This is a genomic window from Alistipes sp. AM16-43, from assembly GCF_003435745.1.
Classification (GTDB): Bacteria; Bacteroidota; Bacteroidia; order Bacteroidales; family Rikenellaceae; genus Alistipes; species Alistipes onderdonkii.
In genome coordinates, this window is sequence record NZ_QTUQ01000003.1 from 93,321 (window position 1) to 109,250 (window position 15,930).

At 52.5% G+C, this 15,930-nt stretch carries 18 protein-coding genes; 12 read left to right on the top strand and 6 right to left on the bottom strand.

Annotation, left to right across the window (positions count from 1 at the left end; translation table 11 throughout):
• The first annotated feature begins 226 nt into the window (after positions 1-226).
• From ybeY to mnmG, 3 genes are read left to right on the top strand one after another with little or no spacing between them, the layout of a single operon-like run.
• Entirely contained in the window at positions 227-670 is a 444-nt protein-coding gene (gene ybeY / locus DW189_RS06415) for an rRNA maturation RNase YbeY (RefSeq protein WP_117507242.1), read from the top strand.
• 4 nt (positions 671-674) lie between these two features.
• Positions 675-1,583, top strand: coding sequence for a hypothetical protein (locus DW189_RS06420; RefSeq protein ID WP_141417802.1), 909 nt, complete (start codon positions 675-677; stop codon positions 1,581-1,583).
• The gene (mnmG, locus tag DW189_RS06425) at positions 1,580-3,463 is read left to right on the top strand and encodes a tRNA uridine-5-carboxymethylaminomethyl(34) synthesis enzyme MnmG (protein WP_117507244.1); all 1,884 of its coding nucleotides are present in this window, start codon (positions 1,580-1,582) and stop codon (positions 3,461-3,463) included. The genes DW189_RS06420 and mnmG overlap by 4 nt, the downstream gene beginning before the upstream one ends.
• Positions 3,464-3,560: 97 nt before the next feature.
• Here the strand turns inward: mnmG and DW189_RS06430 are convergent, their stop codons facing one another.
• The 6 genes from DW189_RS06430 to DW189_RS14700 form a co-directional block, all read right to left on the bottom strand.
• The gene (locus DW189_RS06430; RefSeq protein ID WP_117507245.1) at positions 3,561-4,574 is read right to left on the bottom strand and encodes a branched-chain amino acid aminotransferase; all 1,014 of its coding nucleotides are present in this window, start codon (positions 4,572-4,574) and stop codon (positions 3,561-3,563) included.
• 88 nt (positions 4,575-4,662) lie between these two features.
• Positions 4,663-6,705 carry a methionine--tRNA ligase gene (metG, locus tag DW189_RS06435; RefSeq protein ID WP_117507246.1) on the bottom strand — a complete coding sequence of 681 codons (2,043 nt, stop codon included), beginning with the start codon at positions 6,703-6,705 and terminating at the stop codon, positions 4,663-4,665.
• Positions 6,706-6,923: 218 nt separating this feature from the next.
• Complete coding sequence (locus DW189_RS06440; RefSeq protein WP_117507247.1) at positions 6,924-9,038, bottom strand: S46 family peptidase; 2,115 nt, start codon at positions 9,036-9,038, stop codon at positions 6,924-6,926.
• Positions 9,039-9,050: 12 nt separating this feature from the next.
• Positions 9,051-9,992 (bottom strand): quinolinate synthase NadA, encoded by a 942-nt coding sequence (gene nadA, locus DW189_RS06445; RefSeq protein WP_117507248.1) that lies wholly within the window; start codon positions 9,990-9,992, stop codon positions 9,051-9,053.
• A 376-nt stretch (positions 9,993-10,368) separates the two neighbouring features.
• Positions 10,369-11,421: an Mrp/NBP35 family ATP-binding protein gene (locus DW189_RS06450; protein WP_117507249.1), complete on the bottom strand. Its 1,053-nt coding sequence runs from the start codon at positions 11,419-11,421 to the stop codon at positions 10,369-10,371.
• A 248-nt stretch (positions 11,422-11,669) separates the two neighbouring features.
• Complete coding sequence (locus DW189_RS14700) at positions 11,670-11,882, bottom strand: hypothetical protein (RefSeq protein ID WP_007567577.1); 213 nt, start codon at positions 11,880-11,882, stop codon at positions 11,670-11,672.
• A gap of 106 nt (positions 11,883-11,988) precedes the next feature.
• Between DW189_RS14700 and DW189_RS06460 the strand changes: the two genes are divergently transcribed.
• The 9 genes from DW189_RS06460 to DW189_RS06505 all read left to right on the top strand — a co-directional run bounded on the left by DW189_RS06460 (position 11,989) and on the right by DW189_RS06505 (position 15,906).
• Positions 11,989-12,399 carry a hypothetical protein gene (locus DW189_RS06460; protein WP_004291538.1) on the top strand — a complete coding sequence of 137 codons (411 nt, stop codon included), beginning with the start codon at positions 11,989-11,991 and terminating at the stop codon, positions 12,397-12,399.
• Between the two features lie 161 nt (positions 12,400-12,560).
• Positions 12,561-12,776 carry a hypothetical protein gene (locus DW189_RS06470; RefSeq protein WP_004291535.1) on the top strand — a complete coding sequence of 72 codons (216 nt, stop codon included), beginning with the start codon at positions 12,561-12,563 and terminating at the stop codon, positions 12,774-12,776.
• Between the two features lie 11 nt (positions 12,777-12,787).
• Entirely contained in the window at positions 12,788-13,009 is a 222-nt protein-coding gene (locus tag DW189_RS06475; protein ID WP_004291534.1) for a hypothetical protein, read from the top strand.
• Between the two features lie 13 nt (positions 13,010-13,022).
• Positions 13,023-13,439: a PcfK-like family protein gene (locus DW189_RS06480; RefSeq protein ID WP_004291533.1), complete on the top strand. Its 417-nt coding sequence runs from the start codon at positions 13,023-13,025 to the stop codon at positions 13,437-13,439.
• Entirely contained in the window at positions 13,436-14,767 is a 1,332-nt protein-coding gene (locus tag DW189_RS06485; RefSeq protein ID WP_004291532.1) for a PcfJ domain-containing protein, read from the top strand. The genes DW189_RS06480 and DW189_RS06485 overlap by 4 nt, the downstream gene beginning before the upstream one ends.
• 24 nt (positions 14,768-14,791) lie before the next feature.
• Positions 14,792-15,049: a hypothetical protein gene (locus DW189_RS06490; RefSeq protein ID WP_004291531.1), complete on the top strand. Its 258-nt coding sequence runs from the start codon at positions 14,792-14,794 to the stop codon at positions 15,047-15,049.
• Positions 15,050-15,068: 19 nt separating this feature from the next.
• Positions 15,069-15,302, top strand: a complete 234-nt coding sequence (locus DW189_RS06495; RefSeq protein ID WP_004304291.1) for a DUF3873 domain-containing protein — start codon at positions 15,069-15,071, stop codon at positions 15,300-15,302.
• The gene (locus DW189_RS06500) at positions 15,299-15,544 is read left to right on the top strand and encodes a DUF6956 domain-containing protein (protein ID WP_004291529.1); all 246 of its coding nucleotides are present in this window, start codon (positions 15,299-15,301) and stop codon (positions 15,542-15,544) included. The genes DW189_RS06495 and DW189_RS06500 overlap by 4 nt, the downstream gene beginning before the upstream one ends.
• Before the next feature lie 53 nt (positions 15,545-15,597).
• Positions 15,598-15,906 carry a hypothetical protein gene (locus DW189_RS06505; protein ID WP_004304290.1) on the top strand — a complete coding sequence of 103 codons (309 nt, stop codon included), beginning with the start codon at positions 15,598-15,600 and terminating at the stop codon, positions 15,904-15,906.
• The last annotated feature ends 24 nt before the right edge of the window (positions 15,907-15,930 follow it).

Consider the following 15,930-nt stretch of genomic DNA (forward strand, 5'->3'; position numbering starts at 1 on the left):
GGTTCGGAAATAAAAGTTACGATCCGTAACTAAAACCGCTCCCTTTCTGAAAAAATATTTTTTTTAATTTTCCGGAATTTCCCTGCGGGGAAGGCAGATGCAGCTTCGGAATGCCACCCGGATACGGACAACGAGAAAAAGCCCGCCGGGACATTTTCATCTGTATTATTTTTGTACTTTTGCAAAGATTTACAGACTGATTACGGCTTCGGGCCGTCCTTCAAACATGGCAATACGATACTATAACGACGATTGTACCTTCCGGCTGCCGCAGAAACGCCTGACGGCGGCATGGCTGCGCGAAGTGGCCGAAGCGGAAGGGTATACGCTGGGCGATGTGAGCTACATTTTTTGCTCGGCGCAACGGCTCCTGGAGATGAACCGCCAGTGGCTCGGGCACGACTATTTCACCGACGTCATTACGTTCGATTACAGCGACCGCAAAGGCGAACGCATCGTTTCGGGCGACATTTTCATCGACGTCGAGACCGTAGCCGACAATGCCCGGCAATACGGCTGCACGACGCTCCAGGAAATGCGCAGGGTCGTCGTACACGGCGTGCTGCACCTCTGCGGCCAGGGCGACAAGACGCCCCGCACCAACGCGCAGATGCATCGCAAGGAGGATAAATACCTTAAATTCTGGGAGAACCCGGAGAATAATACCTGAATCCATGAAAACACGACTGTTGATTCTTCTTATCGGATTACTGTCCGCCGGCTGCCTGGGACGCAGGACAGCGAATGACAACACGGATAACAACGTTACGGCAGCCTTGCCTGCCGCCGATTCCGCCGTCGCCGAAACGGCCGTCGCCCCCGTGTGCGATTCCATCCCCGAAGCAAACCCGGAAGCCCGGAATTTCGAACGGCACGGGCCTTTCGTGGAGAACGACACGACGTTCCTTTACCAATCATCGGTTTACGATCCCGAACACGACCGCACCTCGCATTGCAGGGCATATATCGAAATGAACCGGGAATCGGAGTCCTACCGCCTGCTCGCCTCGTGCACGACACCCGGTTACAACGATTGGAACAGGGATAGTTTCGCGCAATACCTTGAATTACTCAAGGAGCAGCATCCCGAACCGCTCCCGGTCTATTCGCTGCAGGAGTGTCCCCGGGCATGGATTCCGATATGTTCCTACCGGGGCAAGTATTACGTGGACATGCTCTACTGGTATCCGATATGGATCACCGAATCGCTGTTCGTCCGGCAAATGATGGACGGCCCTTTTCCTTCGATCATCGACGCTTTCGAGCGCATCGACCCCACGCACTACTGCTTCCGGACAACGGCGGGTTATCTGGATATACAGCAGGTAGACGTCTACATCGTGGATCCCGTGCGCAAAATCGCCGTTTTCGCGTTCAGCGGAGAGGAGCCGGAAAATCCCCGGTACCTCGGTCTTTATGCCCCGCCTGAAACAGTCCGCGAAATGGATCTTATCGAATGGGATTTCACGGAGTCGCCCGACGGAGACGAAATCGATTGGGACGAGCCTGATTACGAGGCCCTGATCGCCGGGAGGAACAGCGGCAGCGTCGATCTGCAGACAGAAAACAAACCAGAAGAATGACACTCGACTACGATATAATCGTCATCGGAGGCGGACATGCCGGCTGTGAAGCGGCCTCGGCCGCCGCACGCCTGGGGTCGCGCACGCTGCTGCTCACCATGGACATGGCCAAGATGGCTTCCATGTCGTGCAACCCGGCCGTCGGGGGAGTAGCCAAAGGACAGATAGTCAGAGAAATAGATGCTTTGGGAGGACAGATGGGACGCATTACCGACCTCACCGCTATCCAATTTCGGATGCTCAACCGTTCGAAGGGTGCGGCCATGTGGAGCCCCCGTGCGCAATGCGACAAAACCCGTTTCTCGGAGGAGTGGCGCCATACGCTCGAAAACACGCTCAACCTCTATATCTGGCAGGACGCCGCCACCGAACTGCTGTTCGACACCTCGGCAACCAAACCGCGCGTGACTGGCGTGCGGACGCGTATGGGCATCGAATTCGCCTGCAAGGCCGTCATACTTACCGCCGGTACGTTCCTCGACGGGCTGATGCACTGCGGCACATCGCACGCCGAGGGCGGCAGGGCAGGGGACGCCGCTTCGCACGGGATCACGGAATCCCTGCGCGCAATCGGATTCGAAACCGGGCGTATGAAAACCGGGACACCCGCACGCCTCGATGCCCGCACGATCGACTTCGAAATACTCGAACCGCAATACGGGGACAAAAAACCATCCAAATTTTCATTTTCCCCTGATACACAACCGGTTAAAGACCAACTCCCTTGTTTTCTGGTCTACACGTCGGCCGAGGTGCACGACATCCTGCGCACAGGGTTCGACCGCTCGCCGCTGTTCAACGGGACGATAACGGGAATCGGGCCGCGCTACTGCCCGAGCATCGAAGACAAACTGCGTACATTCGCCGACAAAGACCAGCACCAGCTCTTCCTCGAACCCGAAGGACGCAGCACCAACGAATACTACCTCAACGGTTTTTCTTCGTCGCTGCCCTGGGAAATACAGTTGGAAGCACTGCATAAAATCCGGGGATTCGAAGACCTCCACATCTATCGCCCGGGCTATGCCATCGAATACGACTATTTTCCACCCACACAATTGCACCATTCGCTCGAAACAAAACTCGTTTCCGCCCTTTATTTCGCCGGGCAGGTCAACGGGACGACCGGATACGAAGAGGCCGCAGCCCAGGGGTTGATGGCCGGGATCAATGCACACCGGATGCTGAAAGGGGAGGAGGCCGTCGTATTGCAGCGCGACGAAGCCTATATCGGAGTGCTGATAGACGACCTTGTGACCAAAGGGGTGGACGAGCCCTACCGCATGTTCACCTCGCGTGCAGAATACCGCATCCTGCTCCGGCAGGACAATGCGGACATCCGGCTTACTCCTGTCGGATATAAAATCGGGCTTATTACCCAAAAAAGATATGACTATTTCGTCAAAAAAAATACGCTCGTAGAATCGCTTATTTCTTTCACTCGCCAACAGAGCATCAAAGCAGCCGAAATTAACGACTATTTAAAAGCAATAAATTCCGAACCTTTATCACAGGGAAGGAAGCTTTACGACATACTAATGCGGAATAATGTTTCGTTCGATTCGCTGCAAGCCGTCCTGCCGAAACTCCGAAAATTCATCGAAACGAACCGGATGGAGGAAGAGGTGATCGAAGAGGCAGAAATCCAAATCAAATATAAAGGGTATATTGAGCGCGAAAAATTCATTGCAGAAAAACTACATCGGCTCGAAAACATACGAATTCCCGCGGATTTCGACTTTCACTCGATGAATTCCCTGACTATCGAGGCCCGGCAAAAACTATCCCGAATTCGGCCTGAAAACATCGGGCAAGCCTCGCGCATACCCGGAGTTTCTCCCGCAGACGTAAATGTTCTTTTAGTAAAATTCGGAAGATAGGGTAGTGTTCCACGTGGAACATATATATAAAACCCTTAAACACAAAAAAAACAAAAGAGGCCGCTGTATAGCGGCCTCTTAACAATATATTCGTATTCTACAAAACAATCGTACACCAATTATATTTATCCTCAGCTCGTCCGTACTGAATATCCTGCAATCGGGTATATAATTCCAGAGAAATCTTACCAACCTTATCACCATAAGAGTAGGTTTTCTCCGTCTGCATGTCATAGATAGTGCCGATAGGGGAGATCACGGCAGCCGTTCCGCAGCCTCCGCACTCCTCGAAAGAGGCAAGTTCTTCGACCGGAATTTTTCGGTCTTCTACCTCAAGCCCCATATCGCGGGCCAGCTGGCGGAGGCTCATATTGGTGATCGACGGAAGCACCGAAGAGGATTTCGGAGTGATATATTTGCCATCCTTGATGCCGAAGAAATTGCATGCACCGCACTCTTCGATGTATTTATGCTCCGCAGCGTCGAGATACATGATATTCGAATAGCCCATTTTATGCCCTTTTTCACCCGACAAAAGGCTGGCCGCATAATTTCCGCCGACTTTCACATCGCCTGTTCCACGTGGAGCAGCACGATCCTGCTCTCGGTCAATGGCAACCAGGATCGGCTTGATTCCCTCCTTGAAATAAGCACCCACAGGTGAACAGTAGACAATCAGCAAAGCATCCTTTGCAGGTTTGACCCCCAGGCCGGCCGTCGTGCCGAACATCACCGGACGCAGATAGAGCGAAGCCCCTGTTCCGTAGGGGGGAATATAAGCTTCATTCCGCCGAACGACCTCGACGCAGGCATTAACGACCATTTCGACGGTCGGCAGCGGAAGGCAAAGACGTTCGGCCGAAGACCGGAGGCGGCGGGCATTGTCCTCGACACGGAACAGGCGGACTTTCCCATCGACTCCACGAAAGGCCTTGAGACCCTCGAAAAGTTCGATGCCATAATGCAGGCACGAAGCCGACATGTGCATCTTGATGTACTCGTCGCTCGTAACCTCCATATCACTCCATTTACCATCCGTAAAATAATAACGGACGTTGACGTCGGTCTTGTGATAGTCGAACCCCAAGGCACTCCAATCAATATTTTCCATTATAGTAAAATTTAAAGGTTTTTCTAAATTATCCCCACAGCAAAGTAAACCGGGCAAAAACAAACCTTGAACCGATCCTTTCCTCGCATTATCCTACGATAGCACCGTTATTCGTATTTCCGTCGGGGCCCAGCAGCAGCAGTTTCCCCGAAGCATCTTCAGCCATCAGGATCATACCCTGCGACAAGATCCCTTTCAGTTCGCGGGGAGCAAGGTTCACAAGAACCAGCACCCTGCGCCCTATCAGCTCTTCGGGCGTAAAATATTCCGCAATTCCAGAAACGATCGTCCGCTGGTCGATCCCCGTGTCGACCGTCAATTTCAGCAATTTCTTCGTCTTGGCGACCTTTTCGGCCGCAAGGATCGTAGAAACCCGGATATCCATTTTCTGGAAATCGTCGAATTGTATCGTATCTTTCTGAGGTTCAATATTTTGCAAATTTTCAGCAGCAAGGTTTGCCTCTTTCGTCGCCGCAAGCTTGTCCAACTGGCGCTGGATCACGTCGTCTTCGATCTTCTCGAAGAGCAACGACGCCTCGCCGATCTTATGCCCGGCAGCGATCAGATCCATCGCCCCGAGGCGCTCCCATCCGAATTTCTCCACGGCGAGCATCTTCAGGATCTTCGACGCCGAGAAAGGCATGAAAGGCTCGATGGCAATCGCCGTATTGGCCGTAATCTGCAACGCGATGTTGAGAATCGTTTTCACGCGCCCGGGATCGGTCTTGATGACTTTCCACGGCTCGGTGTCCGCCAGATACTTGTTGCCGATACGTGCAATGTTCATGGCATCCTTAAGGGCTTCGCGGAAACGGTAGTTCTCGATATTGGCCTCGAGCGAACCCTTCACGGCAGCTACTTCCGTAACTGTCTGACGGTCATAATCATTCATCTCTCCACAGGCAGGAACCTCGCCGCCGTAATATTTCTGCGTAAGCACCAGCGCACGGTTGACGAAATTTCCCAGCACAGCGACCAGCTCATTGTTGTTGCGGGCCTGGAAATCCTTCCATGTAAAGTCGTTATCCTTGGTTTCGGGGGCATTGGCACACAGCACATAGCGCAATACGTCCTCCTTTCCGGGGAACTCCTCCAGGTATTCATGCAGCCACACCGCCCAGTTGCGCGAGGTCGAAATCTTATCGCCCTCAAGGTTCAGGAACTCGTTGGCCGGCACGTTCTCGGGCAGTATATACCCCCCGTGCGCCTTGAGCATCGAGGGGAAGACGATGCAGTGGAACACGATATTATCCTTGCCGATGAAATGCACCATCTTGGTGTCTTCCGACTTCCAGTACCTTTCCCAATCGGGCGTAAGGTCTTTCGTGGCGGATATGTAACCGATCGGAGCGTCGAACCACACATAGAGCACCTTCCCTTCGGCACCCTCCACGGGCACGGGGATGCCCCAGTCGAGGTCACGGCTCACGGCACGGGGCTGCAATCCGCCGTCGAGCCAGCTCTTGCACTGTCCGTAGACATTCGTCTTCCACTCCTTATGCCCATCGAGTATCCACTCGCGGAGGAAACCTTCGTATTGATCCAGCGGGAGATACCAGTGTTTCGTCTCCCTTTTGACCGGAACCGACCCCGACACGGCGCTATGCGGGTCGATCAGCTCGTCGGGCGAGAGGGTAGACCCGCATTTCTCGCACTGGTCGCCGTAGGCACGGTCGTTCCCGCATTTGGGACAAGTGCCGACGATATAACGGTCGGCAAGGAACGTCTGCGCCTCCTCGTCGTAATACTGCATGGTGGTCTTCTCGATGAATTTCCCCTCGTCGTAGAGTTTGCGGAAAAATTCCGAAGCGGTCGCAGCATGGGTCGCCGACGATGTCCGCGAATAGATATCGAACGACATTCCCAACCCCTCGAACGACTTTTTGATCAGGTTATGGTAACGATCCACGATCTGCTGCGGGGTCACCCCCTCCTTGCGGGCCTTGATGGTGATGGGCACGCCGTGCTCGTCCGATCCGCAGACCGAAATCACGTCGCAGCCCTTCAGCCGCAGGTAACGCGTGTAAATATCCGAAGGTATATAAACTCCCGCCAGATGGCCGATATGCACCGGGCCGTTGGCATAGGGGAGAGCCGATGTAACGAGGTAACGCTTGAACTCTTTTGCCATATTGAGATATACAGTATTACTAATTTCTGTCAAAATTAGTAATTTTTAGGGAAAGAAAAAGCAAAGCCCCATTATTTGTTTACAAACTACAAGGGGGCCCCGCCATAAGAAAACAAAACGGAAACCGCGCGAATGAATCGGCCCGCATTAAGCAGCGGGTAAAAATATGCCCCGGCGTAGTCCGGGGCATATTTCCTAATTATCGGCGGTCGGAATCGTTATTCGAACACCAGCTCGTCGAGCAGCCATCCTGCGCCCGCGTACTTGTCGATGATGAACAGCACGTAGCGGATGTCGACCGATATCGTGCGCTGCAGATCGGGCTCGAAAGCCACATCGCCCGACATGGCTTCCCAGTTGCCGTCGAAAGCCAGCCCGAGCAGTGCACCCCTGGCATTCATCACGGGCGAACCCGAATTGCCGCCCGTAATATCGCAGTCGGCAAGGAACGCCACCGGAAGTTCGCCTTCGGCATTGGCATAACGGCCGAAATCGCGCGCCGCATAAAGTTCCTTGAGTTTTTCGGGCACGGTAAACTCCGTGGGGTTCTGCGGATTTTCCTTCTCCATTACGCCCTTGAGCGTCGTATAGTAGTTGTATTCGATGCCGTCGGCAGGCGAATAGGGCAGCACGCGGCCATAGGTCAGGCGCAGCGTGAAGTTGGCATCCGAAGCCCACGCCTTTTTCGGGTTTTGGAGCATCAGCCCCGCCACGTATTTACGGCTTCCCTCGTAATATTTCTCCACGATCGGCTTGCGTGCCTGAGAAAGCGCATTATACTTCTCCCACACCGATTTCACAAACGGGGCAATGGGGTCGGCGGCATATTTATCGGCAGAAAACGAACCGATCAGCTCATCGACCTTTTCCTGCGATGTAAAGAGCGAATTATCGAAAATATAATCCACATAGGCATCCGTATCGCCGTTGAATTCCTTATCCACGATCTCCGTATAGAACGACGGCAGGTCGGTCATGTGCTCGCGGGCGATCTTCAGCATGCGCTTGGCCACCTTCCGGTCGGTCGGGGCGTTGTAATCCTTATACCAACCGGCCATCGCCTTTCGGGCCTCTTCGGGATACTTTATCTCCGTCCGCCCGTCGAACATTTTTGCGGGGGTCAGTATTTCGACCGCACGCAGGAAAGCCTCTTCCAGATACTGGCGGTTATCGTCGATGCCGGCCAGCCCCTCGATCGCTTCTCGGATTTTCGGCAGCGCGTCAATATACCCTTCCTCGGGCAGCGTATTCTTCTCAGCCCACGCCTGGAAGGCAGCTTCCTGCTGCTGCTTGCGCTCCTTAACACCCAGTTTGAGGATGCCGCGAGACTTGCCGATCGAATTCTTCCAGTAGTTCGACGACGTGGCGTATTTCGAAGCATACTGGATACGTACCTTGTCGCTGGCAGCCATGTCCTCCTTCAGGATCGCCTGGCGCTCGCCGCGGATAAAGATCCGGTTGGGATTCGAAACGTTCAGCATGTCGTCGATCTCATACGAAGTCATATAACGCTGCGTGGAACCCGGGAACCCCATGATCATGGCGAAATCCCCCTCCTTGTAACCGTCGAGCGAAATCTTGAGGAACTTCTCGGCCTTGTAAGGACGGTTTTCGGGCGAATAATCCGCCGGCCTGTTATCCTGTCCGGCATAGACGCGAAACACCGAGAAATCGCCTGTATGGCGCGGCCACATCCAATTGTCGGTATCTCCGCCGAACTTGCCGATCGACGTAGGGGGCGTTCCCACCAGGCGCACGTCGGTATAGACCTCGATTACGAAGGCAAAATACTGGTTCCCTTCGAAGAAGGGCTTGACCTCGACCACCATGCCGGGGTTGGCCTCCTGCAGCGAAGCGGTCAGGCCGGCGATATTCTCCGAGGTGATCCGTTCGTACTCCTGCTGCCCGGCCGTGGAAGGCACGTTGCCCAGAATATCCGCAGTCACATCGCTGATCGAACGGATGAAACGCACCTTGAGCCCCGGGGCAGGAATCTCCTCCTGCCGCGACATGGCCCAAAAGCCGTTCTTCAGGTAGTCGTGTTCGACCGACGACAGGGATTGTATCGACCCGTAGCCGCAGTGGTGGTTGGTGAACAGCAGGCCGTCGGGCGAAACGATCTCGCCCGTGCAGCCGCCGCCGAAAATGACGATCGCATCCTTGAGCGAAGATTTATTGATGCTGTAAATATCCTCGGCCGAAAGTTTGCATCCGCGCGCCTTCATGTCCCGGATATTCATTTTCTGCAGATAAGGCAGCATCCACATGCCTTCGTCGGCCACAGCAGTCAGCGACATGCACGCCGCTGTAATCAGTAAAAACAGTTTCTTCATATATATAAACGATTATTTGATGTTGATCATGTTCAGGATCGAACGCTCGGCCTTGCGGCGCACCTCTTCGTCGAGCACGATCTCCGGGGCCTCCCGCTCGAGGCATTCGCAGATGTTTTCCAGCGTCACCATCTTCATGTACTTGCAGTTGTTGCAGCCGCATGTCTCGTCGTCCGGGGGCGCCGGGATAAAGGTCTTGTCCGGATAGCGCCTCTTCATCTCGGCGAGGATGCCCGATTCGGTGACGACGATGAACTCGTCAGCTCCGCTGCGGCCGCAATAGTCGAGGATCGCAGCCGTCGACCCCACGAAATCGGCCACCTCGATGATATAGGCCCGGCATTCGGGATGCACGACGATGCGGGCTGCGGGGTGCTCCTTTTTGAGCCGGAGCAGTTTTTCGAGCGAAAACTCCTCGTGAACATGGCACGCCCCGTCCCAGATCACCATATTCTCGCGGCCGGTCAGCTTCCTGATGTAAGCGCCCAGGTTGCGGTCGGGCGCGAAGATGACGGGGCGGTCGGCCGGGATCGACTCCACGACTTTCAGGGCATTCGACGAAGTGCAGCAGATATCGGTCAGCGCCTTGACCCCGACGGTCGTGTTGACATACGAAACCACCGTATGCCCCGGGTACCTGGCCTTGAAGGCCGCAAAGTCGCGGGCGTCGCACGATTCGGCCAGCGAGCACCCCGCCTCGGGACAAGGTATGAGCACCTTTTTGCCGGGGCATAGCACCTTGGCGGTCTCGGCCATGAAATGCACGCCGGCGAACAGGATGATTTCCGCATCGACCGACTGCGCCCTGACCGACAGCGCGAGCGAATCGCCCAGGAAGTCTGCCACCTCCTGTACTTCGGGCAGCGTATAGTAATGGGCCAGTATGACGGCATGTTTCCCGCGTTTCAGTTCCTCGATCCGATTCCGGATTTGCGCGGAGTTATCAACCTTCATTTTTTATTTTTACTTTTTAATTTAATTTTAATAAGAAATAAGAATAGAAATAATAGCTGTTGATACTGTTCACAAGTTTCCCTGGAAAATATCTTTCAACATTTTATTCCCATGCTTTTACCTATTCTTCGTTACAACCGGTTCGTATTCAAAGATATGAAATTATAATCAACAATTGTCAAAAACCGTTGTCAACATTTCGACAGCCGTTTGTTGTGAACAATCTGTTCCGTTTTCCGGGGTTCGGGGCTGACTATAATTTCCCATAACTTTTTTTGGTTTCCGGAAAATCTTGTATATGCCCGCCCTTTTCGGGATTTGCAACTCTTCCGGCCGGAAAGTTATCATTAGTTATCGTAGTTTATCAACACGTTTCCTAACACGATTTCATCACCTTTTCGACAATCTTTTCCGCGATTCCGCGGTACCATTTTTCGACGCGCGGATCTATTCCCGCAGCAGGCCTCCCTTCGTCGGATCCTTCCATGATCGACTGTACGATAGGTATTTCCCCCAGGAAATCCACGCCGTGCTCTTCGGCGAACCGGCGTGCGCCGCCTTTGCCGAAGAGGTAGTAGCGGTTTTCGGGCAGTTCCTCGGGCGTGAACCAGGCCATGTTTTCGATGATTCCCGCCACGGGGATGTTGACGTTTTCGTTGCGGAACATCTCCACGCCGCGCACGACGTCGGCTACGGCGACCTGCTGGGGCGTCGAGACGATCACCGCGGAATCGATCTTCAGCTCCCCGATGATCGAGAGGTGTACGTCGCCCGTTCCGGGGGGCAGGTCGGCCAGCAGGAAGTCGAGCGTCCCCCATTTGGTCTGATGGATCATCTGTTTCAGGGCGCTGACGGCCATGGCTCCGCGCCACAGCAGGGCGTCGGTAGGTTTGATGAAGAACCCGATCGACATCAGCCGGATGTCCATCGGCTCCGCAGGGACGATGTGGTCTGCGCCCTCTTCCTGCACGGCGTCGGGCAGGTAGCCTTCCACTCCGAACATCTTGGGCTGCGAAGGCCCGTATATATCGGCGTCGAGGATGCCTACGCGGAATCCCATGTTCCGCAGGGCGACCGCGAGGTTGGCCGTGACGGTCGATTTGCCTACCCCGCCCTTTCCCGATGCGACGGCAATGACCTTGGCGATGCCGCCCGTGGTCGTCTTCAGCTTGGGTTCGGGGCGCGGGGCGGCGCCGCCCTCCTTGATGACTACCAGTACCGTTTGATCGGGGAATTCGCGTTTGAGCAGTTCCTCGGCCTGGTTTTTGATTTTCACTGCGAACGGGTCGCGGGCCTTGGCGAAGCGGAGTACGACGGTGATTTTTCCGGCTGCCGAGGCGATATGCTCGATAAAACCGCTGCTGACGATATCCTGCCCCGTTTCGGGATGAACGAGCGACGCGAGCAGATGTCTGATTTTTTCTTCCATATTTGTGTAGTGACTTTCCTTGCAAAGATAACGTATATTTTACAGAATAAATATAGGTTACCCTTCTTTTTTATCGAAAAACGATAAATTTTATTTGTTTTTCATATAATTTCTGTATATTTGCGAAAGGAAGTTACGAAAAGAGTGTAATTTATTGGAAATGAGCGTAGGTTAATTGCTCTTGATAGTAATAGGTTACGATTTAGTTAGTTATCTACTGCATTATCCTTCTGCGCGTTGCGTAACCTTCAAAGAACTCTTCGTATGCAAAAGTAGCTATTTAATTCGAGATTTTGATATAAACTCCCGTTTTTTATCCCCTCATTCATAAGAATTTTCCGTAAAAGCGGTATTGTCCGTCGGCACACCATTGCCCAAAACGAGTTTGGAACAAACGTGTGCCGACTACCGCATAGCTGGAGAAAAGGGCATTGCCTCACGCCTAAACGATGTTTAGACAGATGAAGCAATGCCCCTTTCTTTTGCGCCTATGCCAAGAGGTGCTTTTACGGGTTTTCAAATGATTTTTCTTTTTTCGCTGTCTCTTTTGCCGGAAGCGGAAAGTGAATGCAGAGTGTGTCAGCCTGCCCCATGAATGAAACAGGCGCCCACACACAGCCGGACAAACCGGGAAGAATGATTGTTGCCACCCGGCTGAACAAGTTCCGTCGGATCGGAAACAATCATACTTCCTTTGTTGTGGTTTGCCCTTTTCACGCTTCCGGTGATGTCTTTTTCCTTTTGGTGATTCTTTTTTTTACGGATTTTCCCCTGAAGTTTTTTTCTACACAATCTGCCTCTGTTTTCGTTTACCTCCATTTTGCGCCTTTCAGTAAGCCGCATCAGTCAGTCATTTTCGTTCTGGGCGCAAAGGTAATTCCGGGATTGGACGGGAAAGCAAGGTCAAGCCTCCTGTTTTCGGTAAAAATCTCCAGCCCTGCGGGTAGTATTTTGACCGAAAAACCTTGCATTCCCTAATCCCTACCTTTTCAAGCACCCGAAACGAAAACGACCGATGCGACAGAAAGACGCATAAAAAAAATGTCGGATAAACGAGAGGCAGATAAGATAGTTTGAAACTCAACTCCCTCAGCTCTTGAATCCGCATTAAAAACAAAAAAATCAAAAACAGCGAAGATATGACGGCAACGGCAAATTTCAGACAAATGGCGCAACACATCGGGTTGGCGATATGCGGCTTGATGATGCGCACCGCCTTCGGGGTGTTCGGCATCCTTTGGGGCATCATCAGAGAGATTGTAAACGGAGTGTTCCGAGTGGCGATAGGTGTAATCGTGGCTATCCTTTCCACCATTGCCTTCTTTGGCTTCATCCTTTGGTTATTCACCCTTTAACCCTTACCGACATGGCAAAAAGAAACAGCAAGACGGCAGCGCAGCAGTGCAGATATTACGAGGTGGACAACATCTTCGTGTATATGGTGGAAACGTACATCAACGGCAATTTTGAAACTTTCCGAAGATTGTACCACGAACTGAACAAGGACGCACGGAGGGATTTCATGGACTTCCTTCTCAGCGAGGTAGAGCCGACCTATTGGAGAGAGATACTGAAACAGATAATCTAAAAATGACAGCGATATGAAAGGAACAGACCATTTCAAGAGAACGATATATATGTACTTGGAACAGCGTGCGGAGGAAGATGCGCTATTTGCAAAGAAGTACCGCAACCCTGCCAAGAACATGGACGAGTGCGTGACCCACATTCTGAACTATGTGCAGAAAAGCGGTTGCAACGGTTTCACGGACGGAGAGATATTCGGGCAAGCCATCCACTACTATGAGGAAAACGAGATAGAGGTGGGCAAACCGATGGACTGCCAAGTGGTTGTGAACCACGTTGTGAAACTCACGGCAGAGGAAAAGGCGGAGGCACGTCAGAACGCTGTCCGCAAATACCAAGAGGAGGAACTCCGCAAGTTGCAGAACCGCCACAGACCGTCAGCGAGAAAAGAAAACCAACCCCAACCCTCATTATTTGATTTAGGCTTATGAAACCGAAGACCAAGATACAGAAAGAGGTGGCAAGACTTTCCGCCAACCTTCGCCCCATATCAGCGACACAAATAGATTGGGCATACCGCCACTGCGTTGAGCATATCGGCTACCGCACCAAGAAAGGGAACATCACCTGTTCCGACTGCGGTCACGAGTGGCACAGCGACAGCGGACTATGCGACACCCTTGAAGGCTGCACCTGCCCCAAATGCCATGCCGAACTCAAAGTGCAGGACACACGCAGACGCATCTACAAGGAAACGCAGAATTTCAGCGTGATAACCACCTGCAAAGGGTATCAGGTAATCCGCGTGGCGCAGGTCAGATGCGAGAGCAGGAAAGGCGAACCGATGCGTTTCTACTGCCACGAGGTCGTGCAGCGTTGGATTTCACCCGACGGCAAGGTTACGGACATGGCGTTGCTCCGTGGCTTCCTTTTCTGCTATTGCGATGTGTGGGCATTAGGCAGCGATATGGAGGTAAGACCGCACAACAGCCTATACGATGATGTGGTGGCAAGAAGCTGTGCATATCCAAAGATGAGGATATTGCCCCAACTCAGACGTAACGGCTTCAAGGGCGATTTCCACGGCATCTCCCCCGTGCGTCTTTTCAAAGCCTTGCTTTCAGACCCAAGAATTGAAACCCTTATGAAAGGCGGTGAGATTGAGGTCATGAAACACTTTCTTTTCAATACCCGTACTGCCGATGAATGTTGGGCATCATATCTGATTGCCAAGCGTCACAAGTATCAGATAGACAACCTCTCAATGTGGTGCGACTATCTGCGTATGCTCAAAAAACTCGGTCAAGACCTCCGTAACCCGAAGAACATCTGTCCCGAAGATTTCATGGCGGCACACGACAACGCAACCCGAAAAATTGAAGCCATACACGAGAAGGAAAGAGCCGCAGAGCAACGCCGTTGGGAGATTGAAAGGCGTGAGCGTGAGCAACAGCGACAACTCCAACGAAAGAAAGATGCGGAGGATTTCATCGCCAACAAATCCAAATTCTTCGGCTTGGTAATCACGGACGAGGAAATAATCGTCAAGGTGCTTGAAAGCATAGACGAGTATTACAACGAGGGCAAGACGCAGGGCATCTGCGTGTTTGGCAGTGGATACTACAAGAAAGCCGACACCCTCATACTATCGGCAAGGATTGGCGATGAGATTATTGAAACCGTAGAGGTGGACTTGCGAACCCTCGAAGTGGTGCAGTGCCACGGCAAGCACAACCAGGACACCGAATATCACGAGCGCATCATAGACCTTGTGAACAAGAACGCCAACCTTATCCGTGAGCGGATGAAAGCGGCATAGCATAACCCCTAAAACAACATTGATATGGAAGTAAGAATTGAAAGTATGATTTGTGTGTGGGATGATGCAATCCCCACGATGTTCCTTGAATTTGTGAACCTCCTCACTCTCACAACGAGTGAGGGGGAATTGAGAAAGAGCGTAAAGGAGTTTGCCGAGAAGCACGAACTTGACAAGTTTTTCCTTTACGGCTTCGGCTCACACCATTTCTACCTGCACCAACGCTACACAAGCAACCCCGAAATGGTGATGAAGAACAGAGTTCTGTCAGTACATTTTTAACCATCTAAAAAGCAACATTATGACAACACGAATGACCATCAACGGAGTAAGCACCTGCGCGGAAGCAGGTACGGAGAAATACGAGCGTTTCCAATCGGGTATCGGAAGACGCAGGCGGACACTTGTGCAGTACGACTACCGCCACCCCATAGACAGAGAATTGTTCTCTTGTGTCAAACCCACGTTGGACGAGTGCCGAGCCGCACGGGACAAGTGGCTGAACGCAAAGAAGGGAAAGGAGGACAGACTATGAACACGACCTATCAAACGCTGATAGTCAAGTTCAGCGAACCTATCACGGCATTGGACGGTATCTTTGACGATACCGGAGCGTGGGGAACGGACACCCTCAAGGGGTGGATAGATGATTACGAAAGCACACGTTTCACCGCCACCGACAGCCATACGGCAGTCATCACGAGCGAGTACAATATGGAATGTGTGAAAGAGTGGCTACAACGGCAGACCCCCATTTCCGAAATGCGAGAATTTTGAACGGGATGGCGGTGTCCGCACCGCCAATACTTAAAACCCTAAAAACAAAAGATATGATAGCCAAGACGATATTACAGCAGATAGGCGGAAAACGCTTCACCGCCATGACAGGTAGCCGTGATTTCATAGATATGGGCAACGGCTTACGGATGAGCCTTGCAAGGAACAAAACAAGTGCCAACCGCCTTGACATCATCTATGACGAAGGGGCAGACCTCTACAATATGCGCTTCTACCGCAGGACGTTCAGCAAAAAGACCTTTGAGTGCAAGACAAAGGACATTGCCGTACACGAGGGTATCTATTTTGATATGCTGGAGGAAATGTTCACGATGGTGACGGGACTTTACACACGCTTTTGAGTGGCGGGGGGGGGGGGGGGGCCC

What these genes read in the sequence shown, in the direction of transcription:
- ybeY (WP_117507242.1), top strand. Translation starts at nt 227, where the DNA reads ATGGCAATACGATACTATAACGACGATTGTACCTTCCGGCTGCCGCAG.
- DW189_RS06420 (WP_141417802.1), top strand. Translation starts at nt 675, where the DNA reads ATGAAAACACGACTGTTGATTCTTCTTATCGGATTACTGTCCGCCGGC.
- mnmG (WP_117507244.1), top strand. Translation starts at nt 1,580, where the DNA reads ATGACACTCGACTACGATATAATCGTCATCGGAGGCGGACATGCCGGC.
- DW189_RS06430 (WP_117507245.1), bottom strand. Translation starts at nt 4,574, where the DNA reads ATGGAAAATATTGATTGGAGTGCCTTGGGGTTCGACTATCACAAGACC.
- metG (WP_117507246.1), bottom strand. Translation starts at nt 6,705, where the DNA reads ATGGCAAAAGAGTTCAAGCGTTACCTCGTTACATCGGCTCTCCCCTAT.
- DW189_RS06440 (WP_117507247.1), bottom strand. Translation starts at nt 9,038, where the DNA reads ATGAAGAAACTGTTTTTACTGATTACAGCGGCGTGCATGTCGCTGACT.
- nadA (WP_117507248.1), bottom strand. Translation starts at nt 9,992, where the DNA reads ATGAAGGTTGATAACTCCGCGCAAATCCGGAATCGGATCGAGGAACTG.
- DW189_RS06450 (WP_117507249.1), bottom strand. Translation starts at nt 11,421, where the DNA reads ATGGAAGAAAAAATCAGACATCTGCTCGCGTCGCTCGTTCATCCCGAA.
- DW189_RS06460 (WP_004291538.1), top strand. Translation starts at nt 11,989, where the DNA reads ATGCAGAGTGTGTCAGCCTGCCCCATGAATGAAACAGGCGCCCACACA.
- DW189_RS06470 (WP_004291535.1), top strand. Translation starts at nt 12,561, where the DNA reads ATGACGGCAACGGCAAATTTCAGACAAATGGCGCAACACATCGGGTTG.
- DW189_RS06475 (WP_004291534.1), top strand. Translation starts at nt 12,788, where the DNA reads ATGGCAAAAAGAAACAGCAAGACGGCAGCGCAGCAGTGCAGATATTAC.
- DW189_RS06480 (WP_004291533.1), top strand. Translation starts at nt 13,023, where the DNA reads ATGAAAGGAACAGACCATTTCAAGAGAACGATATATATGTACTTGGAA.
- DW189_RS06485 (WP_004291532.1), top strand. Translation starts at nt 13,436, where the DNA reads ATGAAACCGAAGACCAAGATACAGAAAGAGGTGGCAAGACTTTCCGCC.
- DW189_RS06490 (WP_004291531.1), top strand. Translation starts at nt 14,792, where the DNA reads ATGGAAGTAAGAATTGAAAGTATGATTTGTGTGTGGGATGATGCAATC.
- DW189_RS06495 (WP_004304291.1), top strand. Translation starts at nt 15,069, where the DNA reads ATGACAACACGAATGACCATCAACGGAGTAAGCACCTGCGCGGAAGCA.
- DW189_RS06500 (WP_004291529.1), top strand. Translation starts at nt 15,299, where the DNA reads ATGAACACGACCTATCAAACGCTGATAGTCAAGTTCAGCGAACCTATC.
- DW189_RS06505 (WP_004304290.1), top strand. Translation starts at nt 15,598, where the DNA reads ATGATAGCCAAGACGATATTACAGCAGATAGGCGGAAAACGCTTCACC.